The organism is Burkholderiales bacterium, assembly GCA_035560005.1.
GTDB lineage: Bacteria > Pseudomonadota > Gammaproteobacteria > Burkholderiales > Eutrophovitaceae > DASRFY01.
Window position 1 is genome coordinate 37,984 of sequence record DATMAN010000027.1, and the last position, 14,269, is coordinate 52,252.

Consider the following 14,269-nt stretch of genomic DNA (forward strand, 5'->3'; position numbering starts at 1 on the left):
CAAAAAAAAGACCCCCCAGCGTAACCCCGCTGGGGGGTCATTCCGGACTGCCGTCGACCGCTCTATGTCAGCGGCGGGGTGCGAAGCCTCACGACGCGCGGATGTTCTCCGGCGTGAACGGCAACACCCGACAGCGCTTACCGCAGGCGGCGAAGATCGCGTTGCCGATGGCCGGCTGCACCACCGCCGTGCCGGGCTCGCCCAATCCGCCCGGAACGCTGTCGCTCTTGATGAAGTGAATGTCGAGCACCTTGGGCGCTTCGTTGATGCGCGCTACGCGGTACATGTCGAAGTTGTTCTGCTCGACCGCACCGTTCTTCACCGTGATCTCACCCCACATGCACGCGGACTGACCAAAGTTGATGGTCGACTGCATCTGCGCGAGGGCCTGATCGGGGTGAATCAGCGTACCGGCGTCGACGACCGCCGTCACCTTGTCGATGATCACATCGTAGTTCGGAGTCACGGTCACCTCCGCGACCATGGCGATCACGGTGTTGTAGCCCTCCATCACCGCCACGCCCATGCCGCGCCCAGCCGGCAACTTCTTGCCCCACCCCGACTTGCTGCGGACCTCTTCCAATACGCGTTTCATCCGCGCGCCGACCGGCACGCCGGCCGACAGGCCCGACCACTGGTGCTTGGTAGAGCCCATGTCTAGCATGTCCAGGCGATACTGAAGCGGATCCTTGCCGGCCGCATGCGCCATCTCATCGACGAAGCACTCGAGCGCCACCGCGTTGAGGTTATGCGAAACCGCACGCCAGTAGCCCGGGGTCACGCCTGTGTCGTGCATCTGGTACGTGAACTTCAGGTTCGGAGTTTCGTACGGATAGTTGTCGATCCCCTCCACCGCGAACGGATCGATACCGTCCTTGACGATGCTCGGGAACAGACGCGCCGAGATCGAGGGGCTGGTGGAATGGAAACGCATGGCAACAGGCTTGCCATTGGCGTCCAGACCCGCGGTCAGCTGGTAGATGCCGGCCGGACGGTAGGAGTCGTGCATCATGTCGTCCTCGCGGCTCCAAACCATCTTCACGGGTGCTCCGACCGCTTTCGAGATCTCTGCAGCGTCGATCGCGTAATCGACCTCCACGCGCCGGCCAAATCCGCCTCCCAGGAAGGTGGTAATCACCTCCACCTGCTCTGGCTTGAGACCGGTCGCCCCGGCGACCACGTGCGGAATCAACTGCTGGAACTGCGTGGGCGTGATGATGATCGCCTTGTCCGCACGCACGTCCGCGGTCGTGTTCATCGGCTCCATCGGCGAATGTGACAGGAATGGTAGGCGGTATTCGGCCTTTACCGTCTTGACGGCAGTGCCCATGCCCGCGTCCACATTTCCCGCCTCACGGAATACCGCACCGGGCTGCTTGGATGCCTCCTCGAGGCCGCCCCACACCTTGACCATGTCGAGATCGGCGTTAGGACCCGCATCCCAGCGAATCAGCAGCAGATCCTTGGCCTTCTTCGCCTGCCAGTAGGAATCGGCCACCACTGCCACACCGCGGCTGTACTGCACCACTGCGCGCACGCCCGGCATGGCCTTCGCCCGGGAATCGTCGTAGGAGGCCACCTTGCCACCGATCATCGGCGGCATGGCCACCGCAGCGTAGAGCATGCCGGGGACCCGCGTGTCGATGCCGAACTGCGCGGTGCCCTTGACCTTGGCTTCAGTGTCCAGACGCTTGATCTTGGTGTTGCCGACGTACTTGAACTGGCTCGAGGGCTTGAGCGGAACGTCTTTCGGCACTTCCATCTGCGCCGCCTTTGCCGCGAGCTGCCCATAATTCGCGCGTTTGCCGCCCGGGCCGGTAACCGCGCCGTTCGCGGCCTTGCATTGCGAGGCGTCCACGCCCCACATGTCGGCCGCAGCGGCAACCAGCATCATGCGGGCCGAGGCGCCGGCCTTGCGCAGCTTCTCCCACGCATCCCGGACCGAGGTCGACCCGCCGGTGATCTGACCACCGAGCAGCGCGTTGATATAAACCTCGGCAGGCGGCGCGAACTCGACCTTGATCTTGTTGATGTCGACTTCGAGTTCTTCGGCCACGAGGATGGGCATCGACGTATAGACGTCCTGACCCATTTCGGACCGTGCCACCATGATCGTGATGGAGTTGTCCAAACCGATGCGAATCCAGGCATTGGGGCTTGCGTAGCCGCCACCTGCATCCGCACGCGCTACGCGCGGGCCGGTGGGCAGATAGAAGCCGAGCGCGAGTCCACCGGCAACCGCACCACTGACCTTCAGGAAATCACGACGAGCTTCGTTCTTCACGATGTTTTCCATATGTCATCTCCCCCTTATGCCATCTTCGCGGCGGCCTTGATGGCGGCGCGAATGCGCGGATAGGTGCCGCAGCGGCAGATGTTGCCGGACATCCAGGCATCGATATCCTCATCGGTGGGATTCTTGTTGACGGCGAGCAGCGCGGCGGCCTGCATCATCTGGCCCGGCTGGCAGTAACCACACTGCGGCACGTCGAGCGCGACCCAGGCACGCTGCACTTTGTGACTTCCACCCAGTCCCTCGATAGTGGTTACTTTCTGACCGGCGACCGAACCGATCTGTGTCTGACAGGAGCGAATCGCCATGCCATTCAGATGCACCGTACAGGCGCCACACAAAGCCTTGCCGCAGCCGAACTTGGTGCCGGTCATACCCAGTGTGTCGCGGAGAACCCAAAGCAGTGGTGTGTCAGGCGGGACGTCTACGCTCGTTTGTTTTCCGTTTACTTGAAACGAGATCTTCATTGCAAAACTCCCCCTTTCGAGCAGTTTTTTAAGGGAATGTAACGTTAGAAGTTACGCGCGGAAAATACACCAAGGCCCACACTGTTTCAACCCCTCATAAGGCTTTGTTGATGTTTTAAAAAAAGCGCGCGAGCGAAGATTTTCGGAGGCCGGAAAGCACCGACCTCGACCGGCAGCGAAAGATAACCTTTTTGCGCTCAAATTCATCGCGTTCGCAGTCGAACTTCAAGCGAGCTCGAATGATGCGATGCACAAGCGCCTCAGACGATTTCGCCCCCCGGTGCTGCGTACGCACGCGAAGAACGCAATACGAAGCGCGGATCAACGGTGATCATACTTGCGCAGTTCGAGCTTGGCGATCTGATTGCGGTGCACCTCATCCGGACCATCGGCCAAGCGCAGGGTGCGATTCCAGGCCCACATCCAGGCAACGGGGAAATCGTCGCTCACCCCACCGCCGCCATGCGCCTGGATCGCCCAGTCGATGATCTGCTGGGCCATGTTCGGCGCGAGCACCTTGATCATCGCGATCTCGGCCCGCGCCTCCTTGTTGCCGACGGTATCCATCATGTAGGCGGCCTTGAGCACCAGCAGCCGCGCCTGCTCGATCATGATCCGCGCCTCGGCGATGCGCTCGTGCCAGATTGTCTGTTCGGCCACCGGTTTGCCAAATGCGACGCGCGTCTTCAGTCGCCTGCACATCAGTTCCAGCGCCCGCTCCGCCTGGCCGATGATGCGCATGCAGTGATGGATGCGCCCCGGTCCCAGCCGCCCCTGGGCAATCTCGAACCCGCGCCCTTCGCCCAGCAGCAGGTTGGTCGCCGGTACGCGCGCGTCCTGCAGCAGCACTTCCATGTGGCCGTGCGGCGCGTCGTCGTAGCCGAACACAGACAGGTGTCGCGTGATAGTGACGCCCCTGGTGTCTCGCGGGACGAGAATCATCGACTGCTGCATGTGCCGTTCGGGATGGTCCGGATTGGTCTTGCCCATCAGGATGAAGATCCTGCAACGCGGGTCGCCCGCGCCCGAGGACCACCACTTGCGGCCATTGATGACGTACTCGTCGCCCTTGCGCTCGATACGGCACTGGATGTTGGTCGCGTCGGATGAGGCGACGTCCGGCTCGGTCATGAGGAACGCCGAGCGGATCCTGCCGTCAAGCAGCGGCTCGAGCCATTGCTTCTGCTGCTCGGGCGACCCGTAGCGCAGCAGCACCTCCATGTTGCCGGTGTCCGGTGCCGAACAGTTGAACACCTCCGGCGCCCAGCTCACGCGGCCCATGATCTCGCATAACGGCGCATACTCCAGGTTGGTCAGCGCCCCGCCGTGCTCCTTCGGTCGCCACAGGTTCCACAAGCCGGCGGCGCGCGCCTTGGACTTGAGTTCCTCGATGACCCGGGTCGGAATCCAGGGGTCACCGCGCTTGCGGTTGTCATCGACTTCCGCAAAGAAGCGATTTTCGTTGGGATAAACGTGAGTCTCCATGAACTCGGCGACGCGCGCCTGCAATTGCTTGACCTTCGGCGAAAAGTCGAAATCCATTGCTCGGTTTCCTTCGTTGAAGGGAACTCCTACTGGACCGCCACCTGTGGCGGCAAAGCTGAGCGATTCTACCGCGACGCTCCCATCACTCCGCCACCGGTCTCGAGCGGCGGCGTCTGCTCGTAGCGGCGGATGGCCGCCTTGAGAAAATCAGGCACGGGCCTGGCGCGCCGCGCCGACGGATCGGCGCTCACGTAGACCAGCCCACCACTGACTAGCAACAGGTCTCCCCGATAGATCTCGAGCGCGAACTCCAGGCTGGTGTGGCCGATCCTGGGCACTCGCACGCAGACGTCGAGCTCGTCGTCGTATTGGGCTGGCGAGTGGAATTCGATCTGCGCCGTTCTGGCGTACAGATCCAGGCCTGCGGCAAGCAGGTCCTCCATGGGATACGGGTGGCCGAGGGCGCGATAGTATTCGGTCACTCCGACATCGAAGTAGGTGAGGTAGTGCCCGTTGAAAACGATGCCCTGCCTGTCCACCTCCGCCCAGCGCACGCGCAGGCGATGCGCGAAGCGGAATTGCGATCTCGCCACGCTGACCTCCTCGAATCCGGTCCAAAACTCCGAATCTTGCGGAAGTTCGGCACGCGCCCGTCTCAGGTGTAACGGCGTGTGACCCACTCCGCAACCAGCACCGGCTTGGCGGTGCCTTCACGCTCCACCTTTACGTCCCAGGTGATCTGGGCACCGCCCTCGATGTGCTCCAGCTCCTTCACGGCGAAGCGCGCGCGCAGCCTCGATCCCACGGGGACTGGCGCCGTGAAGCGCAGCCGGTTGAGCCCGTAGTTCACGCCCAGCTTCGAGCCGCCGAAGATCACCGCATCGTTTAGAAAGCGCGACAGCAGAGACAAGGTTAAAAACCCGTGCGCGATCGTCGTCCCGAAGGGCGATTCGCGCTTCGCCCGTGCCGCATCGACGTGAATCCACTGATGGTCCCCGGTGGCCTCGGCGAACTTGTCGATCATCTGCTGTGTCACCTCGACCCAGTCGCTCACCGCCAGTTGCGCCCCTACCGACTGCTCGAGCTGTTCCAGGCTGCTGAGTTCCACTCGCGGCATCGCGCGCTCCGTCAAGAACGGTCCCGACCGCGATTGTAATCACCGGCCCGCGGCTGCACCCAGCGCGATGCGGCGCGAACCCGCGCAACCGCGCTGCGGCTCCCGCTCCGTTTGTCTGCCGCGGCCGCCTCGCGGACAATTGAGTCCCTTGGCGCGGGAGGAACCGAATGCAGATCGGAATGATCGGTCTAGGCCGGATGGGAGCAAACATGGCGCGGCGCCTGGCCCGTCGCGCAGTCGAAGTGGCCGCCTACGACATGAGCCCGGTGGCCCGTAGCGCCATCGAGCGCCAGGCGGCCGTCACCACCCATCCGGATCTACGGGCTCTGGTCGGCTCGCTTGCCACGCCGCGCGTGCTCTGGCTCATGCTGCCCGCCGGAGATCCGACCGAGCGTGTGCTCGAAGAACTGGCCACGCTGTGTGCGCCCGGGGACGCGCTCGTCGACGGCGGCAATGCCCATTACAAGGATTCCATGCGCCGGCACCGCTGGCTCGCGGGGCGGGGTGTGCGCTTCATCGACGCCGGAGTCTCCGGGGGGATATGGGGCCTGGAGAAGGGTTATGCCCTCATGCTGGGCGGAAGCCGCGACGCGGTCGCGCTGATCGAGCCGTTCGTGAAGCTCCTCGCCCCGACACCCGACGCCGGCTGGGTGCACTGCGGGCCAGCGGGTGCCGGTCACTTCGCGAAGATGATCCACAACGGCATCGAATACGCGATGATGCAGGCATACGCCGAAGGCCTGTCGATCCTCAAGGCGAAGACCGAGTTCGATTTTGACCTGGCCGCGCTCGCCGAATGTTGGCGGCACGGCAGCGTCGTGCGCTCCTGGCTGCTCGATCTCATCGTGGATTTTCTGCGCCGCGAGCCGTCGCTGGAAGCGATCAAACCGGTCGTGGCGGATTCCGGAGAGGGGCGCTGGAGCGCGATCGAGGCCGTCGAGCTCGGGGTGCCCGCGCCGGTCATGAGTCTGGCGTTGATGGCGCGCTTCACGAGCCAAGGTAAAGGCGACTACGCCGCGCGGCTGCTCGCGATGATGCGCGCCGGCTTCGGCGGTCACACGATCCAGCACGCGCGCGACGAATGATCGTGGTGCTCATGGGCGTGGCCGGCTGCGGCAAGACCACCCTGGGGAAGTTGTTGTCTGCGCGGATTGGCTGGCCGTTCTTCGACGCCGACGACTATCACCCGGCGGCCAACATCGAAAAGATGCGCAGCGCGATTGCGCTCACCGATGAAGACCGCCGGCCCTGGCTCGATCGCCTGAACGCGCTCCTAGCCGAACAGCAGGCCGCGAGGCGCGACGTGCTGCTCGGATGCTCGGCCCTCAAGCAGAAATACCGCGACCGCCTGGCCGCAGGCTTGACCGACGTGCGCTGGGTGCATCTGAAGGGCGACTTCGGCCTGATCGAAGCGCGCCTGAAGGCGCGCAAAGGACACTACATGCCGCCGACGCTGCTTGCTTCCCAGTTCGCCGCGCTCGAGGAACCGGTCGAAGCGATCGTGCTGGACGTCGCTGCCTCCCCCGAGGAACTCATGCGTCAACTGCTTGGTCGGCTGGGCCTGCGTCAGCCTTTGTAGGTCCTGACCACGGCCTCGGTGGCACGGGCGAGAAGGAACTGGTCGCTGGTGACTGCGACAAAAAGGGCTCCCTGCTCGATCCACTTCCTGGCATCCGCCTCCACGAAGGACAGGATTCCCGGCGCTTTGCCGGTCGCCAGGATTCGCCTGATCGCGTCGGCCATCGCCGCTTGCACCTCGGCGTGGCCCGGGTTGCCGAGGTGACCGAAATCGGCCGCGAGATCCTGCGGCCCGATGAATATCCCGTCCACCCCGTCGATCGCGGCGATGGCTTCGATCTGGGACAGCGCCGATCGCGTTTCCACCTGCAGGATCAAGCAGATTTCCTCGTCGGCATGCTTGAAGTAGTCGCGGACCCGCCCGAAGCGGTTGGCGCGCGAGTTGGCCGACACGCCACGCACGCCTCGCGGAGGATAGCGCACCGCCGCGACCGCCCGTTTGGCTTCCTCGGCGTTCTGCACGTAAGGCAACAGGAGCGATTGCACGCCCAGATCGAGCAGCCGCTTGATCAGCACGGTGTCGTTCCAGTAGGCGCGCACCAGCGTCGAGACCGGGTAGGGGGCGATCGCGTGCAACTGGTGATGCACCTGCGGCAAGTCGTTGGGTGCGTGCTCGGTATCGATCAGGATCCAGTCGAAGCCCGCCGACGCGCAGATCTCGGCGCAGGCGTGGCTCGCCAGGCTCAGCCAACATCCCACCTGCACGCGTTTGTCCCGCAAGGCGCGCTTGAGCTGATTGAGCGGCATGTCCATGCAGCGTGGCTCCCTTTTTCGGCCAACAAGCCCGCGATTCTACCGACTCCGCTATGATCCGCGCCGTGCGCCGGACTTTTCACTTTCACCCGCGATCATGAAGCTCGAAGGCGTCTTTCCGATCCTGCCCACACCGTTTCACGACGACGAGACGTTCGACCGCGAATCGATGACCGCGGTCGTGCGCTTCATGCGTGAGCTCGGCGTGGACGGCATCACCGTCCTCGGCGTGCTGGGCGAAGCCAGCCGTTTGAGCGATGGCGAGCGCGAGCTGGTGATTCGCACCGCCGTGCAGGCCGCCGACGGGCTGCCGGTCATCGTCGGAGCCAGCGCCGGCGCGACGTACACCGCCCGCGAATTGGCAAAGATGGCGCAATGCTCCGGTGCCTGCGCCGTGATGGTGACGCCGCACGCAGAAGCGGTTCCCAGCGACGAGCGCATCGTGGAGTATTACCGCGGCATCGCGGACGCGATCTCGATTCCCATCGTCCTGCAGGATCATCCGGCTTCAACCCAGGTCCACATGAGCGCGGCGCTGATCGCGCGCATCACGGCCGAGGTCCCGGCGATCGCCGGCATCAAGGAGGAGGCCGTTCCAACGGCACCCAAGATCCGCCAGCTGCGCGGCCTTCTCAAGCGGCCGCTGAAAATTCTCACCGGGCTGGGAGGGCTCTACGCGCTGTTCGACCTGGAAGCGGGATCGGATGGCTTCAACACCGGTTTCGCCTTCCCGGAGGCGCTGATGGCCATGCACCGCGCCTCCAGGGCGCAGGACTGGGTGCGTGTGCGTTCGATCTACCGGCGTTTTCTGCCGCTCATCGTCTTCGAGCAACAACCGGGAGTGGCGATCCGCAAGGAAGTCTTCCGTCTGCGCGGCCTGATCAAGACCGGGCGCGTGCGGCACCCCGGCGCCGGCATCTCGCCGGAGACCTCGGCTCAGTTGCGCGCGCTGCTCGACGAAACCTTGCCCGGTGTCGACCTCGCACGCCCGATCACGGTTGAATAGGCGGACTTCAGAAGCTGTCCAGCTCGGCGGTGCGCTCCTCGTAGGCGCGCAGCAGACAAGGCACGTCGTTGCACACATCGCGCACGTTGGCCTTCCAGTGGCGCTGGGTCGCGAGCAGCTTCTCCAGGCCCACCCCGCGCCGTAACGCTTCGCGAAATGCTCGTGCCATACGCTCGTCGGCGGCGGCCAGCCGGTCGTTGGAGCACACCAGCCGGTCAGGGTTGTTCGCCGGCTTGCTGCAGTCGATGACGGCCTGCGCGCAGAGCGCAGCCATCGCCACGGCGGCAGTGAAAACAAGCGGCATGATGCGCATCTGCGCGATCGCCCTCCGGCTCACTTCAATACTCTCGAATCGCGACCGCGCCCACGCCCCAGTCCGGGCTGCCGTCCGAAAGCCCCTGCACGACGTAGCCCTGTACCCGCCAGTAGCGATCCCTGCGATAACCGACGAACCCCAAGAGCTCCCGCTGGGGCTCGCCGCCCGCGATCACCCGCTGCCGGAAGTCGAAGCTGGCGCCAATGCTCACCGCCTCGTCGATCTGATACACCGCGCCGAACGATCCGTAAAATACGTTGCGCAGCGTCACGCCTGGAGGATCGCCGAGGATGGTGTAGCCAAGGGTGAGCAGACCGGTCGTATCGGGCGCAATCGGTTTGTAGAAATCGACCTGCCCGGCGAGATCCACCTCCCCGGTTCCCAGGCCGCGGCTTTCGCTGGCGGTGGGCAGCTTGACCTTGCCGGTCAGATCGATGATGGGCGCCGGGCCGCCACCGGGAGACAGGTTATACGTTGCGGATCCGACGCCATCGCCGATGCCGGACTCTTCTCGCCGCGCCTTGCCCGTCCGGCCCTGCACGTTGCCCAGCTCCGGGACTACACCGCCAGGACCCTCGATGCTGACCCAGGGGAGCGTGGCGCGGAAAGTCCACCGGCCCGTGTCGTAGCGGGCGGTGAGCGGAACATAGAGAATCTCGGTCTCCTGCGGGTTGCCGTAATCGCCCTCGCTGTAGTCAAACCCCAGCGTCCATCCCCATTGTCCGTCCTGCCGCGCAAGCGCCCCGGCCGAACAGGTAATCAAGCAAAGACCCACCAACAAGATGCGTTTCTTGTTCATTCTTGACCTCGAAAGCGAAGCGGCAGGCTGATGCCTGCCGCGCTGGGCAATTGTAGCCCGCAACCGCTCTCGCGCTTCCGAGCCTGCTCCCCTGGCCGGTGCATCGCCGGGCTGCCATGATGACCCTATCGATACAGGCGCTCCGGTCGATCGACTCGCTGGGGCCGGGGCCGATGTTGCGTCCCGATCGAGTGGTCCACGATCTCCACATCACGGCGCTGCCACCGCGACGCGATCGCCATCCTGGCCGCCGCGTCCTCCGCGCTGGACAGGCTCACCGCCTCGCCCAGCGGGAAGCCAAGCGCCTGCGCCACCTCGCTCCACAGCATCCCGCGCGCGCGCAGATTGAGCACGCCAGGCAGCGTCACCCATTCTCCGGCAACGACGACATCCCCGCCGGCCATGGCCGCGGCGATCTCCTGCGCATCGGGATCGAATAATCCATGCAGCGTGAGGTTGGTCTGCGCCAGCGAGAGCGCAAGGGACACGTTGCCGTACCCCAGCGGACCGGTGGCCGGCGCAAAACGAACGACTGACTCGTCGCGTCCGGTGAGGATGATTTCTCCGCCGCTTCGCAGTCCTTCGACCAGAGCGATGGCGTTGTCCGCCGAACCGGCAAACTCGGCGAACTCCTCGACGATGGCTGAGGGAGCCAGTCTGGCCGCCATGTCACCCTCCTGCGCCGCGTCTTGAGCCCGCAGCCCGCCGCACAGGATCATTGCAAACCCCACCGAAGCCACGATTACCGATGGACGCATGGTCGCCACCTTGTCGTTCGTGCGTGTCCCCGGGCGGTTTGCACGATCCGTACCAGTCTGCTCTGCGGCCGGATTCGGCCGGCGCGCGCGGACCAATAACTCATTGGCGCTTCGAGGATCGGATTCGGGCAGCCGCACATCGTGGCATGTTCGGCCGTGCGCCGAGCCGCGCGCCGTTCGGGGCCGCTTCCGCGTCCGGGGCGCGTCGCATCGTCGCCGGCCAGCGACGCGCCGCTAGGCGATGAGGCGTTCGCCCGCGAGCTTCGGGACCACCGACAAGCGTCCAAGCTCCGCAGCGAAAAGCACCTCGTGCTCGAGGCCTCGTTCGATCATCATGCGCCCCACGCGCGAGCGCAGCAAAGCCGCTTGCGCCGGCTCCGCGCGGAACACCGCGCGAGCGGCGAGCGCCGCGTCGGAAAAAGTGTCCGAATCCGCCTTCAGGCTGCGCATGAGCAGATCGACCAGATATCCCGCTCCGTAGATATCTTCCAGATTCGGTGTTCCCATAGAGCCGGAACAGATCAGCAGGATGGTCTTGCCGGGATGGGCTTCGACCAGCTTGGCGACCAGCGCCTCGCCGTTCAGCAGGGCACCCGCGTAGACGTGCTCGGCTCGCGACGCCTGCCTGAGCGCCACGGTACCGTTCGTCGTCGAGTAGATCAGCTTGCGCCCTGCCAACGGTTCTCTGGTGAGGGCCAGCGGTGTGGGTGGTGCGAAGCCCGGCAGCGTTACCGCGTACAGCTCGCCGGCGAGGATATAGCTGTCATCGGCGTGCTTTTGCGCCTCCGCCTTGGCACCCGCCTCGTCGAGTGTCGGGATGACCTCCTGCGATCCGTGGGCGAGTGCGGTGACGATGGTCGACGTGGCGAAGAGCACATCGAGCACGACGGCGACCTTGCCCTCGAGCCGCTCGTGCTCGAGGTCTTCCTTGCGGAACAGGACGTGGACTTTGTGGCGAAAGTGCTCGCTCAACTCAGGCTCCGGGGTTGCGCCGGCCGAACAGGCCGTAGCCTTCCATTGTCATCACGGTCTCGGCGCGCTGATTGACCACTTCCCACAGGAACTTGACGATGCCCATGTCCGGTCTGCTTCGGGAAGCGCGCGATTCGAGCGTCGTACGGTGCGTGGTGATGACGTCGTTGGGTCTCACCGGCTTGAGCCACTTCAAATTGTCGATCCCGGGAGAACCCATGCTGGCGGATTGCAGCAGATAGCTGTCGCACATCACGCGCATCACCAGCGCGCAGGTATGCCAGCCGCTGGCGATCAATCCGCCGTAGACCGACTCCTTCGCCGCGCGCTCGTCCACGTGAAACGGCTGCGGGTCGTACCTGGAAGCGAACTCGATGATTTCTTCCCGGGTCACGCGTTTCGAACCGAGCACGACCTTCTCTCCGATCTTGAAATCCTCCCAGTAGTACTTGCAAGCCAAGCCGGCCTCCTCCTTGGATGCCCGACAAGCAAACGGCGCAACGGCCGAAGATGCCCGACGGGTTGCTACCGCCATCAGACCTGTCTACCCGAACCGGTTCTGCGCGCAGTCGGATTGCCGCGCCCCGTGTCTCGTCACTTGTTCGGTTTGTCGTACCGGTACCAGCCACGGCCGGCTTTCTTGCCGTTGTAGCCAGCCTGCACCATCTGTTTGAGCAGCGGACGGGGCAGGAAGCGCGGCCCGTAGGCCGCGTGCAGAATCTGCTGCACCTGCAGGCACAAACTGTTGGTCACCGCGTCCGACAATTCGAACGGCCCTACCGGATGGCCCAACCCCAGCTTGCACGCGAGATCGATCTCTTCCGGCGTGGCTACACCCTCCTCCACGAGCCGCACCGCTTCGATCATGAACGCATGCAGAATGCGATTGACGGCGAACCCGACGACGTCCTTGACCTTGATGGGTGTCTTGCCCGCCTCACGGCAGACCGTCATTGCCGTCTCGACGGTGGAGGCCGCGGTATCCAGCCCGGCGATGACCTCCACCAGCTTCATCCGTGACACCGGAGAGAAGAAGTGCATGCCCAGGAACTTGAGCCTGCGCTCGGGCCGCACATACGAGGACAGCCCGCTGATGGAAATCGTGGAAGTGTTCGTCGCGATCACGCAGTCCCGACCGACGATCGTGTCGAGCCCGCGCAACACCTCGGCTTTTGCTTCTTCCTTCTCGAATACCGCCTCGATCACCAGGTCCCGGTCCGAAAAGGCGGCCAGATCGACGGTCGTACGGATGCGCTCGAGCGTCGGCTCCACCTCTGACCGCTGGTAGAAGCCCCGTCCGACGCCTCTCTCCAGGATGCCCGCGATGTTCTCCCGCGCACGCTTCAGAGTGTCTTCGGTCGTATCGCTGAGCAGCACTTCCTTGCCCGCGAGCGCGAACACCAGAGCGATCTCCGAGCCCATCAGCCCGGCACCGACGACACCGACTTTAGCGATCACGGGGAACTCCTTGGCTTGCCTTGACGCCCTTGCCCCTCCGGAAGGAGATCTCGGGACGAGAAAGTCAGATCTGCTTCCAGGTGCTGCGCGGACGCAGAAACTGCGATCCCGACACCTCGTCTTCTCTGAGTTCGGCGAACTGGCGGCGCTGCCAGGCGCTGTCTCCGAACAGAATGTCGATCGCCATGAGCCGCTTGAAATAATGGCCCACCGCCAGCTCGTCGGTCATGCCCATGCCACCGTGCAACTGGATCGCCTGCTGAGCGACGAAACGTCCGGCGCGCCCGATGAACTCCTTGGCGGCGGTGACCGCCCGCCGGCGCTCGTATCGGTCGGTCGCATCGACTTTCCCGGCCGCCAGCATCGCCATGGAGCGCGCCTGCTCGACCTGGATCAGCATGTCAACCGCCCGGTGCTGCAGCACCTGGAAGCAGCCGATCGGCACGCCGAACTGCTGGCGCGTCTTGAGGTATTCGACCGTCATCTCGTGCAGCCTGGACATCGCGCCCACGGCCTCGGCGCACAGCGCCGCCATGGCCCGGTCGACCACCCGCTCGATCAACGGCAAGGCGCCGTCGAGCGTGCCGATCACCGATTCCGGCCCCACGCGCACGCCGTTCAGCTGCACATCCAGGGCGCGCGTGCCGTCGATCAGCGGATATTCCTGGCCAGCCAGGTTCTCCTCGCTGCATTCGACGACGAACAGGGTCACGCCGCCGGGATCGTCGTCGGAGCCGGAGGTTCGCGCCGATACGATCAACTTTTCGGCAACCGGTCCGTGCAGCACCAAGGTCTTCTCGCCGGTCAGGATCCAGTTGTTCCCGTCCGGCGTCGCCCGCGCGGCGACGTGATTCAGCGCATAGCGTGAACCGGGCTCGAAGTGCGCGAAGGCAAGCAGCATGGTCCCGTCGACGATGCGCGGCAACAGGATCTTCTTTTGCCAGTCTGCGGCCCCGGTTTGGACGAGTCCGCCGGCCAGGACCACCGTCGACAGATAGGGCTCGATCACCAGATGCCGGCCGAACGCCTCCGCCACGAGCATGGTTTCGATCCCCTTGCCTCCGAAACCGCCGTACTCCGCGGGAAGCGACACCCCCAGCAGGCCAAGGGCGGCGAATCCTTCCCAGATCGGCGCGGACATCGTCTGCCGCTCGGCGATCAGCTTGCGCCGCAGATCCAGGGAATAGTTCTTTTCCAAGAACCGTTCGACCGCATCCTTCAGCAGTCGCTGTTCCTCGGTCAGCGAAAAGTCCATGTCGCACTCTTA

Annotated in this window: 16 protein-coding genes; 3 read left to right on the plus strand and 13 right to left on the minus strand. The window is 64.5% G+C overall.

All coding sequences use genetic code 11. From position 1 onward, the window contains the following. Positions 1 to 88: 88 nt before the first annotated feature. The 5 genes from VNM24_02890 to VNM24_02910 form a co-directional block, all read right to left on the minus strand. Positions 89 to 2,296, minus strand: a complete 2,208-nt coding sequence (locus VNM24_02890; GenBank protein ID HWQ37544.1) for a molybdopterin cofactor-binding domain-containing protein — start codon at positions 2,294 to 2,296, stop codon at positions 89 to 91. 14 nt (positions 2,297 to 2,310) lie between these two features. Further along, complete coding sequence (locus VNM24_02895) at positions 2,311 to 2,760, minus strand: (2Fe-2S)-binding protein (protein ID HWQ37545.1); 450 nt, start codon at positions 2,758 to 2,760, stop codon at positions 2,311 to 2,313. 321 nt (positions 2,761 to 3,081) lie between these two features. Continuing rightward, positions 3,082 to 4,302 (minus strand): acyl-CoA dehydrogenase family protein, encoded by a 1,221-nt coding sequence (locus VNM24_02900; GenBank protein HWQ37546.1) that lies wholly within the window; start codon positions 4,300 to 4,302, stop codon positions 3,082 to 3,084. 68 nt (positions 4,303 to 4,370) lie between these two features. After that, positions 4,371 to 4,838: a thioesterase family protein gene (locus VNM24_02905; GenBank protein ID HWQ37547.1), complete on the minus strand. Its 468-nt coding sequence runs from the start codon at positions 4,836 to 4,838 to the stop codon at positions 4,371 to 4,373. A 62-nt stretch (positions 4,839 to 4,900) separates the two neighbouring features. Beyond that, on the minus strand, positions 4,901 to 5,362 hold the full coding sequence (locus tag VNM24_02910; protein HWQ37548.1) for a MaoC family dehydratase: 462 nt from the start codon (positions 5,360 to 5,362) through the stop codon (positions 4,901 to 4,903). Between the two features lie 167 nt (positions 5,363 to 5,529). Between VNM24_02910 and gnd the strand changes: the two genes are divergently transcribed. Both gnd and VNM24_02920 read left to right on the plus strand, forming a co-directional pair. After that, positions 5,530 to 6,447 carry a decarboxylating 6-phosphogluconate dehydrogenase gene (gene gnd, locus VNM24_02915; GenBank protein HWQ37549.1) on the plus strand — a complete coding sequence of 306 codons (918 nt, stop codon included), beginning with the start codon at positions 5,530 to 5,532 and terminating at the stop codon, positions 6,445 to 6,447. Continuing rightward, the gene (locus tag VNM24_02920) at positions 6,444 to 6,941 is read left to right on the plus strand and encodes a gluconokinase (protein HWQ37550.1); all 498 of its coding nucleotides are present in this window, start codon (positions 6,444 to 6,446) and stop codon (positions 6,939 to 6,941) included. Before gnd ends, VNM24_02920 begins: the two co-directional genes overlap by 4 nt. Here VNM24_02920 and VNM24_02925 read toward each other — a convergent pair. Next, positions 6,929 to 7,693, minus strand: coding sequence for an aldolase/citrate lyase family protein (locus VNM24_02925; GenBank protein HWQ37551.1), 765 nt, complete (start codon positions 7,691 to 7,693; stop codon positions 6,929 to 6,931). The two genes, VNM24_02920 and VNM24_02925, sit on opposite strands and share 13 nt — an antisense overlap. Before the next feature lie 97 nt (positions 7,694 to 7,790). On the opposite strand from VNM24_02925, the gene VNM24_02930 reads away from it, so the two are divergent. After that, complete coding sequence (locus VNM24_02930; GenBank protein ID HWQ37552.1) at positions 7,791 to 8,699, plus strand: dihydrodipicolinate synthase family protein; 909 nt, start codon at positions 7,791 to 7,793, stop codon at positions 8,697 to 8,699. A 7-nt stretch (positions 8,700 to 8,706) separates the two neighbouring features. Here the strand turns inward: VNM24_02930 and VNM24_02935 are convergent, their stop codons facing one another. The 7 genes from VNM24_02935 to VNM24_02965 all read right to left on the minus strand — a co-directional run bounded on the left by VNM24_02935 (position 8,707) and on the right by VNM24_02965 (position 14,257). Beyond that, a complete protein-coding gene (locus VNM24_02935) occupies positions 8,707 to 9,036 on the minus strand; it encodes a lysozyme inhibitor LprI family protein (protein ID HWQ37553.1) in 330 nt (109 codons plus the stop codon). A gap of 1 nt (position 9,037) precedes the next feature. Then, entirely contained in the window at positions 9,038 to 9,814 is a 777-nt protein-coding gene (locus tag VNM24_02940; protein HWQ37554.1) for a hypothetical protein, read from the minus strand. A 125-nt stretch (positions 9,815 to 9,939) separates the two neighbouring features. Further along, positions 9,940 to 10,572 (minus strand): hypothetical protein, encoded by a 633-nt coding sequence (locus tag VNM24_02945; GenBank protein HWQ37555.1) that lies wholly within the window; start codon positions 10,570 to 10,572, stop codon positions 9,940 to 9,942. Positions 10,573 to 10,806: 234 nt separating this feature from the next. Continuing rightward, positions 10,807 to 11,544 carry a 2-phosphosulfolactate phosphatase gene (locus VNM24_02950; GenBank protein HWQ37556.1) on the minus strand — a complete coding sequence of 246 codons (738 nt, stop codon included), beginning with the start codon at positions 11,542 to 11,544 and terminating at the stop codon, positions 10,807 to 10,809. Position 11,545: 1 nt separating this feature from the next. Beyond that, positions 11,546 to 12,004 (minus strand): MaoC family dehydratase, encoded by a 459-nt coding sequence (locus VNM24_02955; protein HWQ37557.1) that lies wholly within the window; start codon positions 12,002 to 12,004, stop codon positions 11,546 to 11,548. Positions 12,005 to 12,138: 134 nt separating this feature from the next. Then, positions 12,139 to 13,002 (minus strand): 3-hydroxyacyl-CoA dehydrogenase family protein, encoded by an 864-nt coding sequence (locus VNM24_02960; protein HWQ37558.1) that lies wholly within the window; start codon positions 13,000 to 13,002, stop codon positions 12,139 to 12,141. Between the two features lie 64 nt (positions 13,003 to 13,066). Beyond that, positions 13,067 to 14,257: an acyl-CoA dehydrogenase family protein gene (locus VNM24_02965; protein ID HWQ37559.1), complete on the minus strand. Its 1,191-nt coding sequence runs from the start codon at positions 14,255 to 14,257 to the stop codon at positions 13,067 to 13,069. Between the last annotated feature and the right edge of the window lie 12 nt (positions 14,258 to 14,269).

Excerpts from the sequence above, each read along its gene's own strand:
- VNM24_02890 (HWQ37544.1), bottom strand. The coding sequence starts at position 2,296 with ATGGAAAACATCGTGAAGAACGAAGCTCGTCGTGATTTCCTGAAGGTC.
- VNM24_02895 (HWQ37545.1), bottom strand. The coding sequence starts at position 2,760 with ATGAAGATCTCGTTTCAAGTAAACGGAAAACAAACGAGCGTAGACGTC.
- VNM24_02900 (HWQ37546.1), bottom strand. The coding sequence starts at position 4,302 with ATGGATTTCGACTTTTCGCCGAAGGTCAAGCAATTGCAGGCGCGCGTC.
- VNM24_02910 (HWQ37548.1), bottom strand. The coding sequence starts at position 5,362 with ATGCCGCGAGTGGAACTCAGCAGCCTGGAACAGCTCGAGCAGTCGGTA.
- gnd (HWQ37549.1), top strand. The coding sequence starts at position 5,530 with ATGCAGATCGGAATGATCGGTCTAGGCCGGATGGGAGCAAACATGGCG.
- VNM24_02920 (HWQ37550.1), top strand. The coding sequence starts at position 6,444 with ATGATCGTGGTGCTCATGGGCGTGGCCGGCTGCGGCAAGACCACCCTG.
- VNM24_02925 (HWQ37551.1), bottom strand. The coding sequence starts at position 7,693 with ATGGACATGCCGCTCAATCAGCTCAAGCGCGCCTTGCGGGACAAACGC.
- VNM24_02930 (HWQ37552.1), top strand. The coding sequence starts at position 7,791 with ATGAAGCTCGAAGGCGTCTTTCCGATCCTGCCCACACCGTTTCACGAC.
- VNM24_02940 (HWQ37554.1), bottom strand. The coding sequence starts at position 9,814 with ATGAACAAGAAACGCATCTTGTTGGTGGGTCTTTGCTTGATTACCTGT.
- VNM24_02945 (HWQ37555.1), bottom strand. The coding sequence starts at position 10,572 with ATGCGTCCATCGGTAATCGTGGCTTCGGTGGGGTTTGCAATGATCCTG.
- VNM24_02965 (HWQ37559.1), bottom strand. The coding sequence starts at position 14,257 with ATGGACTTTTCGCTGACCGAGGAACAGCGACTGCTGAAGGATGCGGTC.